The 16,765-nt window shown below is 36.8% G+C and carries 9 protein-coding genes, 3 pseudogenes and 1 other annotated feature; of the genes and pseudogenes, 11 read left to right on the plus strand and 1 reads right to left on the minus strand.

From position 1 onward, the window contains the following. Nucleotides 1-7: 7 nt before the first annotated feature. From Q5794_RS12765 to Q5794_RS12775, 3 genes and pseudogenes are all read left to right on the plus strand, one after another. A pseudogene (locus Q5794_RS12765) lies at nucleotides 8-1,308 on the plus strand (valine--pyruvate transaminase). 1,011 nt (nucleotides 1,309-2,319) lie between these two features. After that, nucleotides 2,320-2,548 (plus strand) — a binding site (T-box leader). A 53-nt stretch (nucleotides 2,549-2,601) separates the two neighbouring features. Continuing rightward, nucleotides 2,602-3,819, plus strand: coding sequence for a threonine--tRNA ligase (thrS, locus tag Q5794_RS12770; RefSeq protein ID WP_374989164.1), 1,218 nt, complete (start codon nucleotides 2,602-2,604; stop codon nucleotides 3,817-3,819). 761 nt (nucleotides 3,820-4,580) lie between these two features. Next, complete coding sequence (locus tag Q5794_RS12775) at nucleotides 4,581-5,981, plus strand: amino acid permease (RefSeq protein WP_192993184.1); 1,401 nt, start codon at nucleotides 4,581-4,583, stop codon at nucleotides 5,979-5,981. A gap of 65 nt (nucleotides 5,982-6,046) precedes the next feature. Here Q5794_RS12775 and Q5794_RS12780 read toward each other — a convergent pair whose 3' ends face one another. Continuing rightward, nucleotides 6,047-7,255 carry an MFS transporter gene (locus Q5794_RS12780; protein ID WP_013057095.1) on the minus strand — a complete coding sequence of 403 codons (1,209 nt, stop codon included), beginning with the start codon at nucleotides 7,253-7,255 and terminating at the stop codon, nucleotides 6,047-6,049. A 258-nt stretch (nucleotides 7,256-7,513) separates the two neighbouring features. Between Q5794_RS12780 and Q5794_RS12785 the strand changes: the two genes are divergently transcribed. From Q5794_RS12785 to Q5794_RS12820, 8 genes and pseudogenes are all read left to right on the plus strand, one after another. After that, on the plus strand, nucleotides 7,514-7,975 hold the full coding sequence (locus tag Q5794_RS12785; RefSeq protein ID WP_214987997.1) for a MarR family winged helix-turn-helix transcriptional regulator: 462 nt from the start codon (nucleotides 7,514-7,516) through the stop codon (nucleotides 7,973-7,975). Beyond that, nucleotides 7,972-10,632, plus strand: coding sequence for an MMPL family transporter (locus Q5794_RS12790; RefSeq protein ID WP_374989165.1), 2,661 nt, complete (start codon nucleotides 7,972-7,974; stop codon nucleotides 10,630-10,632). Before Q5794_RS12785 ends, Q5794_RS12790 begins: the two co-directional genes overlap by 4 nt. Before the next feature lie 266 nt (nucleotides 10,633-10,898). After that, nucleotides 10,899-11,063 carry a hypothetical protein gene (locus Q5794_RS12795; protein ID WP_016764155.1) on the plus strand — a complete coding sequence of 55 codons (165 nt, stop codon included), beginning with the start codon at nucleotides 10,899-10,901 and terminating at the stop codon, nucleotides 11,061-11,063. 293 nt (nucleotides 11,064-11,356) lie between these two features. Beyond that, nucleotides 11,357-12,504 (plus strand): annotated as a pseudogene (locus Q5794_RS12800) (ABC transporter ATP-binding protein). A gap of 79 nt (nucleotides 12,505-12,583) precedes the next feature. Next, nucleotides 12,584-13,570 (plus strand): SIS domain-containing protein, encoded by a 987-nt coding sequence (locus Q5794_RS12805; RefSeq protein ID WP_374989166.1) that lies wholly within the window; start codon nucleotides 12,584-12,586, stop codon nucleotides 13,568-13,570. Nucleotides 13,571-13,686: 116 nt separating this feature from the next. After that, nucleotides 13,687-14,973: an ABC transporter substrate-binding protein gene (locus Q5794_RS12810; RefSeq protein WP_192993192.1), complete on the plus strand. Its 1,287-nt coding sequence runs from the start codon at nucleotides 13,687-13,689 to the stop codon at nucleotides 14,971-14,973. Between the two features lie 15 nt (nucleotides 14,974-14,988). Next, nucleotides 14,989-15,870 (plus strand): carbohydrate ABC transporter permease, encoded by an 882-nt coding sequence (locus tag Q5794_RS12815; RefSeq protein ID WP_374989167.1) that lies wholly within the window; start codon nucleotides 14,989-14,991, stop codon nucleotides 15,868-15,870. Beyond that, nucleotides 15,870-16,753, plus strand: a pseudogene (locus Q5794_RS12820) (carbohydrate ABC transporter permease). Before Q5794_RS12815 ends, Q5794_RS12820 begins: the two are co-directional and overlap by 1 nt. Nucleotides 16,754-16,765: the final 12 nt, after the last annotated feature.

The following is a 16,765-nucleotide window of genomic DNA, read 5'->3' on the forward strand; positions in this document are numbered from 1 at the left end:
TGCACTAGTGACTGCTTTGCATTTAAGTAAAATAGGAAACAAAATGACTAATAAAGTAGGCGTTCGCGCTATTATGCATGACATCCAAGAAGTGCTCAATTCCAATCTTAATCAATATGTGAATTTAAGTGCTGGCAACCCCGCCATCCTCCCTCAAGTTTATGAAATGTGGGAAGAAGCTTTAAGAGATATTGTGAACGACAAACAATTAAAAAATTTGATTAGCCAATATGGTTCTAGTTACGGTACGCATGAATTAATTGATTGCATAAGAGACTACTTCTTTACGAATTATCGTATTAAACTGGACAGAGAACAAGTCTTGATCACTTCGGGAAGTCAAAATCTCTTTTTTTAGCTTTAAATTCGTTTTGCGGTACAAGTAAAGAAGGAAAAGTAAAAAAAGCATTAATACCTATGCTGCCAGATTACGCTGGGTATAGTGGAGTCGCGCTTGAGGAAGGTGTAATAGAAGGAATTCCTCCTATCCTCTCAAAGCTTGATCATCATACGTTTCGTTATGAATTTAACAAACAAGCATTTAAAGATAAAATAGCTCAGGACCCAGACGTCGGAGCTGTTGTATTATCAAGGCCTAATAACCCAAGCGGCAACATTCTTTCCGAAGAAGCCGTACAGCTTATATCCCAAGTGTGCAAGGACTATCACATTCCATTGCTAATTGATTCAGCTTACGCACCGCCTTTTCCTGCTATTAATTTTATTGAAATGGATCCAATCATACATGATAATATCGTTCACTGCATGAGTCTTTCTAAAGCCGGATTGCCTGGAGAGAGAATAGGAATTGCTATAGGAAAAGGTGACTTCATAAAAGTAATGGAAGCATTTCAATCAAATATTTTGATTCACTCTTCTAGGTTAGGTCAGCGGATGGTGGTTAACACCTTAAAGAGCGGGCAGTTAGCCGAAATTTCAGCTAACTATATAAGAACTCATTATAAACAAAAACATGACTATTTAAAAAAACTTTTAACTACACGTATGCCGGATGATATTCCTTGGTATTTGCACAAAGCGGAAGGTTCGTTATTTGGTTGGCTTTGGTTAGAAGGTTTGCCTTTCAGTGATAGTGATCTATACAATAAATTAAAAGCAGAAAACTTGATTGTAGTGCCAGGCGGATCATTCTTTCACGGCAGCCAATCTTCTTCTCACAACCGGGAGTGCATTCGCATAAGTCTTACTGCTGCAGATGAGGAGTTAAAGAAAGGAATTGATATTCTTTCTTCAGTAGTTAAGGAAATATACAGTTCAAACTTTATATTTCAAACAGAAAAAAGATAATTTGTTTAAGATTTAGAAGTGCAACTAATACGTAATCATAAAAGGCTCAGTTTTATAAGCTAAAGATTGTTTGAAGAAGACAATAACATCCAAGAGAGCAATATGAAGGTTACCCTGTAAGTTTTACTACCCTTAAAACAACACGTGTTCCCGATCAAATTGAAATGTACAATTTGACCAAGGATCCGTTAGAAACAGTAAATCTGGCTCACCCGTATTTTTCGACAAATGAAACAAGGAAAATTCAGCGGCAGCTTGATGTTATTCTTAAAGAACAAATCAGGAAAAAACGGATTTTTCCGCAAAGTGGAAGCATGCATGATGAGCTTCCCTCTAAAGATAGATAAAAAATAGTTTCTGCGGATTGAAGTCAACTATTTGGGTGAGCAGAAAAAGATGTATTTAATATTTTAGTATATAAATAAAAAACCTGATAATGCTTCTGCCATGTTACTTGTTCTGATTTGGGATAGTATTGGGTTTAACTTCGTTAATACCGCTTAGATAGAACAAATAAGGACTTATGGTATCTTTCTTTTGCGCTTTATTGCTGTGAAAAAAAGGTAAAAATAAGAATGGAATGTAGTCGTTAATAGTATAATAAAAAACTTTTTAAGTCTGTGTATTCTTAAGTAACTTTTCAATAATTCAAGCATAAAGTAATTCTATACCATTAAAAAATAAAAAATTACTTCTTGACTTCTGTTAAATTTATACACTATAATCGCTTTTAACAACTAATAAACAGTATTTGGCAATGAAAAGGACACGAATTAGATGCTGTTTTCTTCGCAGAGAATAGGGTCACTGGCTGAGAGCCCTTAAGAAATCATCTAATTTACCACCTTAGAGCTATTGCAGGGAACGTGCATAACTGAAACTGCAATCGGTAAAACCGTTATCTTTTTTGAGCGTGAAATACGTATAGGTATTTTACGGAATTAGGGTGGTACCACGGCCGCATTCGTCCCTTCACTAGGGATGAGTGCGGTTTTTTATGTAGAAAAAAATATACAAGCAATGAAAAGGACATGAATCATTTTTGAATTTTCTTTACAGAGAGTAGGGTCACTGGCTGAGAACCCTTAGAAAACGAAATGAATTTACCACCTTGGAGCTGCGGCGGGGAATGTGTATACACTGAAACCGCAACCGGTAAAACCGTTATCTTTTTAAGCGTAAAATACGTATGGTTATTTTACGGAATTAGGGTGGTACCACGGCCGCATTCGTCCCTTTACTAGGGATGAGTGCGGTTTTTTTGTTGAATAAAAACATATTGGAGGAATGAACATGTCAAAACAATTGGAAGCAGAAAAGCGAAATCATCAAAAATTAGGTCAAGAACTGGAGCTGTTTATGTCAATGGAAGAAGCTCCTGGTATGCCATTTTTCTTACCTAACGGAATGATTATTCGAAACGAGTTAGAGAACTACTGGAAACAAAAGCATTATAAAGCAGGCTATCAAGAAATAAAAACACCCATCATGATGAAACAGGAACTCTGGGAACAATCAGGGCACTGGGAACACTATCATGAGAATATGTATTTTTCAAATGTTGACAAACAAAACTATGCGATTAAACCGATGAATTGTCCGGGAGCCATTTTATTGTTTAACAGCAAGCGAAGAAGCTACCGAGAACTTCCGATTCGATACGCAGAGCTTGGATTAGTTCATCGTCACGAGCTTTCTGGGTCTTTAAACGGATTGCTAAGAGTCCGTTCATTCACACAGGACGACGCTCATTTATTCGTAGAACTTAGTCAGATCGAAGCTGAGATTAGCCGCATTTTAGCGTTTATCCATGACTTTTACTCACATTTTGGCTTCGATTACAAAGTGGAGCTATCCACACGACCTGAAAAATTCATGGGAGATATTGAAACATGGAACCAAGCAGAAAAGTCGCTTCAATCTGTGTTAAGTGAAAAAGGCTTAGACTATCAGGTGAATGAAGGAGACGGAGCTTTTTATGGGCCGAAAATCGATTTTCATATTTTAGATTCCTTAGGTCGCAGCTGGCAGTGCGGAACAGTTCAGCTTGATTTCTTAATGCCAGAGAAGTTTGACTGTATGTATATTGGAGAAGACAATAAACCTCATCGTCCCGTAATGATTCACCGCGCTATATACGGTTCCGTTGAACGATTTATGGCCATCTTGATTGAACATTATGAAGGTCAATTTCCTCTTTGGCTGGCTCCTGTTCAACTCAAACTATTGCCTATTGCACCGCCGCATGTGGAATATGCATATAAAGTGAAACACGAGCTGGAGTTAAAAGGGTATCGTGTTGAAGTAGACGATCGCATTGAAAAAATAGGGCTGAAAATTCGAGAAGCAGAAATGCTGAAAGTTCCTTATATGGCCGTGATAGGAGATAAAGAAGTGGAAAATGAATCGCTTGCTATGCGAAAGCACGGGAAGAAAAACATAGGAACAGTAAGTGTGAAAGAGGCAGCTGTACACTTGAATAAAGAAAAGAATTCAAACAGAGTTTATTGAAGCTATTTACCTTACTAAATAGAAAAATCCGATTTTTTAAGTCGGATAGTGATTCCCTTCATCTTGTCTTACACCAAAATGAAGGGAATATTGAACTAGAAGGGTATAAGATAATATATATCAGCAGTATAACTTTTGCCTTAGACAAACGCCGGTATTTTATAAAAAAATTTATCTTATTCCATTCGAATCATTTGTACGGGAGGAAGCTGAAGCCTCATCTGATGGTTTGTTTATGTTTTGCTGATCTCGCTTCTTTTTAGAAGGAGAGTAAAAAAGAAATTTAAACATAAAGTACACCCCTAATGCTAGTAAAATACAGCCAATAAATAAGTTAAGCATCTCTCCGCCCTTCACACACTTCAGTTTTCATCATTATAACACCCGGTAAGATAAAACATTCATCGTTCTGTAAATAATCTCTATGTCAGAAATTCACATCTGAAGATAGTTAGTAAAAAAGTTATCTAAAAACATATAAAATAATTTTTCAGAATATTATTTTTATTCAAACTTATTATACATAAGCACAATGATAATCTCTTTATTTAGTTTATAAATCCAAAATGAAGCGATATTAAGAAATCGCTTACAAAAACTCTTGAAATATATATAATGATATTAGTATACTAATAGACAAGTTAGTAATTATTTCTATATAATTACTTCTGTATCTGAAGTAAAAACGCGCAGCCAAATGGGGAAAAACGTCATTTTTAAGTTTTTTAAGGGATGAGTGGCAACAGAGAGGAGAGAGTGCAATGGGAAAACTATTTAAAAAGAAGTCCATCGAGCAATTATTAGAACAAAGTCAAAACAAATCTCTAGTCAAAACATTAGGAGCATTCGATTTGACTCTTCTTGGTATTGGAGCCGTAATAGGAACGGGGGTTTTAGTGTTAACAGGCTTGGTGGCTGCTAATGATGCTGGACCAGCCGTTATTTTTTCTTTTATATTGGCTTCTATTGTATGCGGTTTTGCAGCGCTGTGCTATGCGGAGTTCGCTTCAACTATACCTGTATCTGGTAGCGTTTACACCTATACATATGCAACTATTGGAGAAGTAGTAGCACACTTAATGGGTTGGACGTTGCTTTCCGTCTATTTATTAACAATGTCAGCAGTTGCAAACGGCTGGTCTTCTTATTTTAACAACTTTTTAGAAGGCTTTGGTTTTTCACTGCCAAAAGAATTAATTACGATCCCTGCAAATGGAGGCCTAGTGAACCTTCCTGCTATTTGTATTACGCTTCTTATTACATGGCTGCTTTCAAGAGGAACAAAAGAAAGTAAAAAAGTAAATAATTTTATGGTGCTTGTTAAATTATTCATTATCCTGCTTTTTATTATTGTAGGGGCTTTTTATGTGAAGCCGTCTAATTGGACACCTTTTATGCCTTATGGAATTGAAGGTGTTGTGACAGGGGGAGCAGCGGTATTTTTCGCTTTTTTAGGTTTTGATGCTTTATCTACATCAGCAGAAGAAGTAAAGAATCCGCAGCGCAATTTGCCAATAGGAATTATTAGTTCACTTGTGATCTGCACGATTATTTATGTAGCAGTATGCCTTGTTATGACTGGAGTTGTTTCGTACAAGGAACTCAATGTTCCAGAGGCAATGGCTTATGTTCTTCATTCAGTAGGACAAAATGCAGTGGCAGGAGTTATTGCTGCAGGAGCTGTCATTGGAATCATGGCTGTTATTTTCGCCTACATTTATGCAGCAACACGCATTTTATTCTCCATGAGCCGCGACGGCTTGCTGCCAAAAGCATTTGCTAAAACAAATGAGAAAACAGGAGTTCCAACTCTTTCTACTTGGCTAGTAGGCGTTATTGGAGCGTTAATTTCAGGATTTATTGATTTGAAAGAACTTGCGAATTTAGCAAATATCGGAGCTCTTTTAACTTTCGGCATGGTGGGCGTCAGTATTATCATCTTACGTAAAACGCATCCAAATTTAAAACGTGGATTTACAATGCCGTTTGTGCCGGTTTTGCCAATTTTATCTGTATTATCTTGTTTATTTTTAATGATTAACCTTCCTAAAACAACGTGGCTGTATTTTAGCATATGGATTGTGCTTGGTATTATTGTGTATATAGGTTACTCTCGTAAGCACAGTCGATTAACAAGCAAAGAAATGAAAAAAGCGAGTTAGAAACAAAAAAAGAGCCTTTCATCAAAGAAAGGCTCTTTTTTTCTTTTTGTTCAGTTGTTAGACAGTTAGGACGATTGTTCACTATGTTTTTTGCGTGTTTCCACAATAAAAAGACAAGTACTAATAACAAAAGCCGTTCCTACAAAAATGGCGCCAACCCAAGGAAGTGAAGTAAGACCCATATGGTTAATAATTACGCCTCCGAAAAAGGCGCCAAAAGCATTTCCTAAGTTAGCAAACGAGTGATTCGAAGTAGAAGCTAAAGCAGGTGCTTCCTGTGCTAAGTTCATAATTTTCACTTGAATACCAGGCATTACAGCAAATGCTGCTGCTCCCCAGAAAAACAGCGTGATAATTGCTGCTGTTGGGCTTTTAACAGTAAACGTAAAAATAGTCAGCACAATACAAAGAAAAGCAAATATACCTACAACCGAAGGCATTAACTTCCAGTCTGCAAGCTTGCCTCCAACAACGTTTCCGAGCGTAACGCCGCATCCATATAATACAAGTATCCATGTAACGCTATGTTCACTTACTCCTGTAACATCTTCAAGAAGCGGTGTAATGTACGTAAAAACAGTAAATAAACTGCCGCATCCTATTGCGCTTAAAAGAAGCATCACAAGAAGCTTTGGTTGAGTAAAAGCAGCAAACTGCTGTTTTAGACCCGTTAATTTGTCTTGACCAAGCTTTGGGATAAACAGAATAATACCAATAAATGCAATAATCCCCATGATCGTAATAGCCCCAAACGAAGCTCTCCAGCCTAAGTGTTGCCCAATGAATGTTCCCACAGGAACCCCGATGATATTTGCAATGGTTAAACCCGCCATCATCGTTGCGACAGCACTTGCACGTTTATGGGGCTGCACGAGCCGTGAAGCAATAACAGCGCCTACTCCAAAGAAAGTACCGTGACATAATGCCGTAACTAAACGAGCTCCCATCAAAATTCCATAGCTAGGTGCAATAATAGCAATCGCATTTCCGAGAATAAATAGAAGCATAAGTAAACAAAGCAGAAGCTTTTGAGGAAGTCGGTGAGTAAAAATGGTTAAAATTGGCGCACCGATCGCCACTCCTAACGCATAGCTCGTAATTAGCTGACCAGCAGTCGAAATGCTAACATGAAGGTCTTCCGCAACGTTAGGCAGTATCCCCATAATAACGAATTCCGTCATTCCAATAGCAAAAGCCCCAAGAGTCAACGAGATGAGAGCAATCGGAAAGGAATCTTTCTTACTGACCTGCTCATTAGCATGCATTGTATTCATGTGTGATCACCCTTTCTGTGTATAAAATTTATATCTCCTTGAAAAGAAGTCAATTACTAATAATACTTAAGTGATGGAGCTTTGACAACCAAAAAAGATAATGTAAGCGGTATCTTTTTTGGGATTTCTATTTATCTTTATCATATATGAAGACAGTCAGACATAAATTTATTGACAGAATAAAGTTTAGCCCTATAAACTATTTTTAAAGTTGAATAGTTTAAACCTATAAACTAAATGAGTGAAGGAGGGAAAGAAGTGAAGAAAAGCAAGTTATATCAAGCTGTAGAACTTTTTGAAGAAGTGCTGTTTATAGGAACAGAAGTAATTCACAGAGAGATTAGCCATAACCTCTTTGAACATGTCTCTAGGCAGCAGTTTGATTTGTTAAATAGTTTAATGATTAAAGGTCCGTCTTCACCTGGCAGTCTTGCAGTCTTGCAAGGTGTTCATAAAAGTGCCATTTCGAATCGAATCAAAAAACTGCTCGAAAAAGGGCTTGTGGAGTGGGACACTAATGAACTAGAGAGCGATAAACGTTCTAAGCTTATTAAGATTACGGCTGAAGGCGAAAAGGTAATAAATGAAGGAAATGCCGCTTGTTTTAGTATCATTGAGAATTTGTTTGATGATGTAGAAGAAGAAAAAATAGATACATTTATTGAAATTCTTACAATGGCAAAAGAAAAGTTAACTATAAAAGGGGAAAGCAAAGAATGAAATTTATTGTGAAATTTAAATGGGTGATTGCGGCCTTTATTTTAGCTTTAACGGTTATATTGATGCTAACGGCACCAAATTTAACAAAGCTCGCAAGTGAAAAAGGACAGTCTCAGCTTCCCGCCGATGCCGTTTCATCTAGAGCCAGCCAAATTCTAAAAAATGCCGGAGAAGACAGTAATACCATCAGCATGGTTATCAAGCTAGATAACGCATTAGATAAAGATAGTGAGAAACAAATACAGAAAATCATTGATAAGACAGAGAAAATTAAAGGTGTAAAAGATGTCACAACGCCTTTAACAGATGATCAAGATGTTCGTAATCAATTAATGTCTAAAGACAAAAAAACCGTTTTAGTTCCGGTTACTGTCAGTGGATCGGATGAAAAAGTTGAAAAAATAGCGAATCAGATTTATGATAACGTGCCAAAAGGCATTACGGCATATGTAACAGGTGCATCTCTTATTAATCAGGATTTTGCACACAGTTCAGAAGAAGGGTTAAAGAAAACCGAGTTTATTACTATCTTTTTGATTTTAGGTTTGCTTTTACTCGTTTTCCGTTCAGTCGTGACGCCGTTTATTCCTATTTTAATTGTGGGAATCACATACTTAATCAGTCAATCGTTACTAGGGATTTTAGTTAAAAATGCCGATTTTCCAATCTCAACGTTCACACAAACGTTCTTAGTAGCTATTTTGTTTGGAATTGGTACGGATTACTGCATTCTTTTACTTAATCGTTTCCGTGAAGAATTGGCAAACGGACATGATAAAGTAGAAGCCACGATCACGGCTTATCGTACAGCAGGAAGAACGCTATTTATCAGCGGAATTGCCGTATTTATTGGGTTTGCAGCCATCGGATTTGCCAAGTTTGCCATTTTCCAGTCGGCTGTCGGTGTAGCAGTGGGCGTAGGTGTACTGCTAGTCATTTTATTTACTCTGCTTCCACTTTTTATGGTTACGCTTGGAGAAAAATTATTTTGGCCGTCTAAAAAAGTGGCTTCACATAGCGATAATAAGCTGTGGGGCTTTTTAGGAAAAAAGGCAGTGGCGCGACCGTTCGTGTTTTTAGTCATTACAGCGATTATTACCGTGCCTTTTATTGTAACGTACGACTCAAAAGTATCGTTTGACTCTACTGCTGAAATAAGCAGTGATTATAAATCTATAAAAGGACTAAATGCTATCAGTGATGCACTGGGAGAAGGAAAAGCTTTTCCTGTCAATGTTATTATTAAAGGAGATAAAGAGTTAACAAAGGCGGATGTTATTCCTTATTTAGGAAATATAAGCAAAGCGATTGAAAAAGTGGATCACGTGGATTCTGTTATGGCTATCACACAGCCTACCGGAGAAAAGATTGATGATTTATATGTTAATTCACAGCTAGGCTCTGTATCAGACGGAATCAAAGATGCTGTTAAAGGAATCGGAGATGTACAAAAAGGATTAAGTGATGTTGAAAAAGGGCTAAATCAAATAGCTGACCAAACAGGTTCTGCTTCTAAAGAGAAATCTGGAGGATCGCTTGCACCTGCTGCAGACGGATTAGCTCAAATTAATCAACAGCTGCAGCTTGTCAGCACTCAGCTTTCTACAACAGGAAATGTGCAGCAAGCGGTTCCGCAGCTTGTTGCAATCAGTAAACAGCTTACTACCATTCAAACCGGTCTCCAACAAGCAAATGAGAATCTTTCAGCTCAGCAAGGTCAAGTTGGAACGTTATCAGACAGTATCAATCAGTTGGCAAAAGGAGTTAAAAGTGCGAATGACGGACTGACGAAGATCTCAGATGGCTTAACAAAAGCAACAGATATGCTTGATAACATGAGTGACAGCTCAACAGTTAGAGATACGGGTATTTATCTTCCAGCAGAAGTGATGAAAGATAAAGGGTTTAAACAATCCATCGATAACTATTCTTTTGCAGGTGGAAAAGGAGTTAAGCTCAGCGTAGTGCTCGATCAAAATCCATATTCTGAAGAAGCCATTTCAACCGTAAAAAATATTGAAAAAGCGGTGGCAAGCGAAGTCGTTGATACGCCGTTTGAGCATACAGAAATTGTGTACGGAGGGGTATCGAGCTCAAATGCGGATTTAAAAGATTTATCTACAACTGATCTTTCACGCACAATGGTTATTATGATGATTGGACTGTTTATTGTGCTGACCATTTTATTCCGTTCAATGATAATACCTGTATACATGATTGCTTCACTGCTGCTTACGTATTATACTGCAATGGGAATCTCAGAGCTTCTATTCGTGGATATAATGGGGAATGACGGAATCAGCTGGGCCGTGCCATTCTTTAGTTTTGTTATTTTAGTTGCCCTTGGAATTGACTATTCTATTTTCTTGTTAGACCGTTTTAACGAAGAAGTGAAAAGCGGCGTAGCAAAAGGGATGGTTACGTCCATGAGTAAGATGGGATCGGTTATTATTACTGCTGCTATTATCTTAGCCGGAACGTTTGGGGCTATGATGCCATCAGGTGTATTAACACTTGTTCATGTAGCAACGGTCGTTATTATTGGTCTTTTACTTTATGGCCTTATTATTCTTCCGCTTCTTATGCCAGCGATTGTCGTAACGCTTGGAGAAGGAAACTGGTGGCCGTTTCTTCGAAAAAAGAAAAATACAAAGTAGAAGAATAACTTGATAGCTGTATCAAAAATCAGATATTTGTTAGGAAATAGTGATAGATGCCTGTATAGCGTTAAACATTATATATGATAAAAATGAAGGATAGATGAGCGTCATAAGACTGCTCTATCTATCCTTTTTGTATTATTGGAAAACGTCATTATAGTTTAGAAGCACAATCAAGCAGGTGCTGTTATAAATACACCTAGTCGAATAAAAGACCTCCCATCAGGAAAACCTATAGTCAAAAACATGAGGGAGGTTTTTTTATGAAATTTGTAAATTTCTTAGCTAATCAGCGAGACAAACGCCGGGAACAAATGCGCGAAGCAGGAACATGTCCAGATTGCTTAGGGAAACGATTTCACCATATTGGACTTTATTTTGTGCATGTTTATGAGTGTCCGAGCTGTCAAGGCAAAGAAGATATGTAATAAAATCTTCACAAGTAAGGCAAAGGCAGTCTCTATGCAGATTATGATGTGAAACCTTCTTATTTTAGAGAAGGTTTTTATTTTTTGAGGATAAACGGTTGCTTGTATGTTTTGTGTTAGAAAACTTTACATATTTATTTTCTGCCTAACTAGATTCGATTAGTATAGTTATTAAGTTACTTTAATGTCTCAAGTTAACAATTTACATAAAAAGGAGGAAAGGATGAAGGAAAAAGAGACTCGTAACTTGCAATAATGTATCTCAAACTTTAAATATAAGGAGCTGAGGTGAGATGACAATGTTACGTTTAGATAAAGTATATAAAATATATGATAAAAAAAATATCGCCGTAAATGATTTTAACCTTCAGATTGGAGAGAAAGAGTTTGTTGTATTTGTTGGACCTTCAGGCTGTGGTAAATCTACTACGCTGCGAATGATTGCAGGTCTAGAAACGATTTCAAAAGGTGATTTTTACATTGATGGAGATCATATGAACGAAGTAGCTCCAAAAGATCGTGACATTGCTATGGTCTTTCAAAATTATGCTCTTTACCCTCATATGACTGTTCGAGAAAATATGGCATTTGGTTTGAAGTTAAAAAAAATAAAGAAAGATGAAATTGATAGACGTGTAAATGAAGCAGCCAAAACATTAGGTCTAGAAACATATTTAGATAGAAAGCCAAAAGCTTTATCCGGAGGGCAGCGTCAGCGAGTTGCTTTAGGTCGTGCTATTGTTCGAGAAGCAAAAGTTTTCTTAATGGATGAACCATTATCTAATTTGGATGCGAAGCTGCGAGTACAGATGCGTGCTGAATTATTAAACTGCATCAAAGGCTGCAAACAACAACAATCTATGTGACGCATGATCAAGTGGAAGCTATGACAATGGCTACTCGCCTAGTTGTTATGAAAGACGGGATTATTCAACAGATCGGAACTCCTCAAGATATTTATAGACATCCTAGGAATGTATTTGTAGGCAGTTTTATTGGATCGCCCGCAATGAATTTTTTTCGGGGGTATCTCCAAGGCACTTATTTTATAATGGGAAAAACTAAAATACAGCTTCCTGATTTTCTAATATACGCTTTACATTCTCAAGGTTATAATGAGAAAAAGGTCATAATGGGTGCGCGTCCTGAACACATTGTATATAATAAAGAGGATAGTAAGAGAGAGTTGAACAATGAGTTTTGCTTCACTACGACACTAGATATGATAGAGGTACTAGGTGCTGAAACAATTTTATATGCTAGTTTAGAAAAGCAAACGTTTGTGGCTCGAGTGCCTCTTTTATGTGAGTTTGAAGCAGGGGACAAAAGCGCTTTTTCGTTGAATTTAACCTACGTGCATTTCTTTGATGGAGAAACAGAAGAGCGTATTTCTACAAATATAGATAAAAAAGTTAAATATTCTGATAAATGTATTGACTAGTTAACGCTTGCGGTTTAATATAACAATATATAACATTACATAATGTTGTATATCATATTTTATTTGAGGAGTGGGGAAAATGAGCAAAACAGTAGTGAATGTAAAAAGTGATGTGCAAGCCGTATTAAACGAATTAAAAAGCAAGCAAATTCGTAATGTGTTTTTCGTCGCATGTGGAGGATCTTCTGCGATCATGTATCCAGCTAAGTATGTACTAGATCGAGAAGCTCAACATATTACATCCGATTTGTATAGCTCGAACGAATTTATCCACCGCAATCCGCAGCAGCTAGGAAAAGACTCCTTAGTTATTTTATGTTCCATGTCAGGAACAACTCCTGAGACTACAGAAGCAGCTAAGTTCGCTAAAAGCAAAGGCGCTTATGCTTTAGCCTTAACAAATGAACCTACTTCACCTTTAGCACACAGCGCAGATATTTTTATTAAGTATGAATGGGGCAATGATATCGATGCTTTTGAAACAAACTTAGGCGTTTTATATCAGCTTGTATTTGGTCTCTTATACGTAGCAGAAAAAAATGATAAATTTGCAAAGTTAGTTACTAGCTTAGAAAATCTACAGTCTGTTTATGAAAAAGCTCTAGAATACGAAGCGAGCAACGCAAGAAAATTTGCTGAATCACATAAGTCTGAACCGGTTATTTATACAATGGCCAGCGGTTCGAACTATGGAGCAGCATATTCATTCAGCATCTGTATCTTGATGGAAATGCAGTGGATTCATTCTCACGCTATTCACGCTGGAGAGTATTTCCACGGTCCATTCGAAATTATTGATGAAAACGTACCGTTTATCATCCTAGCTGGACTAGATGAAACGAGACCTTTAGAAGAACGCGCCTTATCATTCTCTAAACGATATGGAAAGAAATTAACTGTTCTAGATGCAAAAGCATATGACTTCGAAGGAATTGATAAAGATGTGCAAGGGTATATTGCTCCTCTTGTATTAAACCGTGTACTGCGTCAGTATGCCGAAGAATTAGCTGAAGCACGCAATCATCCTTTAAGTAAAAGACGCTACATGTGGAAAGTAGAATATTAATAATCTTCTAATAAAGATAGAAATCTGTATATTTTCCTTACGAGTTATACTATAATGTTATAAAACATTATAGTATAACTTATATATGAAAGCACTTACAATAAGGGGGTTTCTATATGAAAAAGACAAATTTAATCTTAGCCTCACTTTTAAGTTGTTCTTTAATGCTCGGGGGGTGTGCTGGAAAACAAACGTCTTCAGACTCAGACACAGGAAAGACAACATTAACATTCTTTCACAGATGGCCAAAAGAACCTGAAAAAAGCTACTTTGAAGAAGTTGTAAAAGAATTTGAAAAACAGCACCCTGATATTGATATTAAAACAGAAGCGGTCTTAAACGATTCATATAAAGACAAAATTAAAGTTATGACAGGCACTAATACCCCTCCTGATGTGTACTTTTCTTGGAGCGATGAGTTTGCTAGACAATTTGTCAGAGGAAACAAAGCCTTAGATTTAACCTCTTATTATAAGAAGGATTCAGCGTGGTCTTCCAAGCTTGTTCAATCTCAAATTAAACCATATACCGTTAATAAGAAAATTTACGGTGTTCCTGTCACGATGGATGGGAAAATGTTTTTTTACAACAAAGATATCTTCGATAAATTAGGATTAAAAGCGCCTACAAACTGGAACGAGCTACTAAATGTTTTAAGCGTGTTAAAAAAGAAGCATTATACAGCTTTAGAATTTGGAAGCCAGGATACATGGACCATTTCTCACTACGTAGGAACCTTGAATCAGCGCATGGTAAAACGTGACGTTCTTTCAAAAGACTATAATTCAAAAACTGGGACATTCACGGATAAAGGCTATGTAAAAGCTCTAGAAAAATTAGAAGAATTAGTTCCTTACTTTAATAAAAATACAAACTCGATTGATCATGAATATGCAAGACAACAATTTTCAAATGGAAAAGCAGCTATGTTTTATGCTGAAACCGCTGAAATTAAGCTTTTCGGTCCAACGAAATTTAAGATTGGCATGTTTAATTTTCCTAAATTAGAGGATGGAAAAGGAAATGCTACTAATTTAACTGGATCACCTGAAGGGTTTATGATTTCTTCTAAAACCAAGCATCCAAAAGAAGCGATGGAATTTCTTGAATTTTTAACATCAAAACAAATGGGTGAAAAGCTAGTAAAAGAAGTAGGGAAATACAGTGCAGTAAATGATACAGCTAACAGCAGTAATTCAACACCAGAGCAATTAGAAGCAGTAGATAATATTTTACAAGCCAAAGAGATGGCTCCATGGTTTGATATGGCAATCGATGCTCGAATTGCAGATGCTTATTTAACAGGGGCTCAGCTTATGCTAAATGGTGATAAAACACCTAAAGAAGTAATGAAAGATGTGCAAAAAGCTGCAGCGAGTGTTCGTGCTGAATCTAAAAAATAAGGAAGTGAAAAAGCGATGTTAAAACGCAATAAGCTAACCCCTTATTTATATCTTCTTCCTGCTTTTGCTTTTTTACTACTTGTGTACATCCCTATTTTTCAGAATATTTGGGATAGTCTTTATGAGTGGAGCACATTTTCACCAGACAAAGTTTTTGTAGGAATAGATAATTATGTGCACTTATTTAAAGACCCTGTCTTTTATCAGGCACTCAAAAATAATATTCTTTATGCGGTTATTTCAATTATTTTTCAAGTGGGTGGCGGTCTAATTGTGGCTGCCGTTTTAGAAGATAAACTTATTCGAAAGTTTTCTCCTTTTTTTCGAACGGTTTATTTTTTACCAGTAGTCGTCTCGATGACCGTTATTGCCTTGTTGTTTACTTTTTTTTACAACCCTGAAGTAGGGCTTTTAAATCAAGTGCTCAAAATGATCGGATTAGACGCATTGGCAAAACCTTGGCTAGGAGACAGTAATACAGCTATTTATGCAGTTATTGCTGTATCTCAGTGGCAGTCTACCGGCTATATCGCCATGCTGTATATTGTAGCGATACAAAAAATCTCGCCTGAATTGTATGAAGCAGCTGAGATAGACGGCGCTAATAAATTTAAAATGTTCTTTCATATTACTGTACCGCAAACAAAAGAAATGACATTTGTTGCCGTTATTTTAACGCTCACTGGTGCTTTTACAGTATTTAATGAACCTTATATTTTAACTGGAGGCGGACCGGGTACATCATCTGAAGTCCTAAGTACGTATTTATACAAAACAGCCTTTTCGAAAGATATGATGGGCTACGCTTCCTCAATTGCTACTGTCATTTTAATTATTACGCTGTTGATTTCTCTTGTTCAAATGAAAGCATTTAAAACAGGAAAGGAAGACGCTTGATGCAGATGCCTAAAACAAATGTCACCTTACCTAATGTTGTCAATACAGCCACTAAAGAAAGAAAAAAGAAGAGGTACACAGGTATAACGATAGTATATGTCGGATTGATTGTCTATTTTATCGTCATTGCGTACCCCTTGCTTTGGATGATTATAAGTTCTTTTAAAAGCACGGATGAAATCTTTACTCACAGCTGGTCTATGCCGCATACTTGGCTAATTGAAAATTATGTGACAGCGTGGAAAAGCGGAATATCTTCTTACTTTTTAAACAGTGTGATCGTCACGGGCGCGTCTTGTTTTTTGACGGTCCTGGTCAGTGCGTTAGGAGCTTATGGATTATCACGCTTTGAGTTTCAAGGAAAAGCTTTTGTCCTTATTATATGTCTTGGAGGGCTTATGCTTTCCCCTCAGGTAAGTTTAATTCCTTTGTATAGCATTATTCAAAAACTTGGAATCTATAATACACACTTGGCACTGATTCTGCCTTATGTTGCTTATCGAATTCCTTTAACCATCTTGTTAATTCGAGCTTATTTTCTTTCGATTCCAAAAGAACTGGAGGAAGCAGCTCGGTTAGATGGATGTACAAGCTTGGGGATTTTATTTCGAATTTTCATTCCAATGAGCACGCCCATTTTATTAACAACGACAATTTTGACAGCTTACTACACATGGAATGAATTTATGTTTGCCATTATCTTTATCGACGACGACAGTTTGCGTACAATCCCAGCAGGATTAATGCAATTTAGAGACGCTTTGCAAACAGATTGGGGGTATTACTAGCTGGACTGACCATTTCAGCAGCACCGATTGTTATGTTGTTTTTATTTATGCAAAAATATTTTATCCGTGGCATTGCTAACGGAAGTGTTAAATAATAGGAGGATAAG

This window comes from Priestia megaterium, from assembly GCF_041941685.1.
GTDB lineage: Bacteria > Bacillota > Bacilli > Bacillales > Bacillaceae_H > Priestia > Priestia megaterium_C.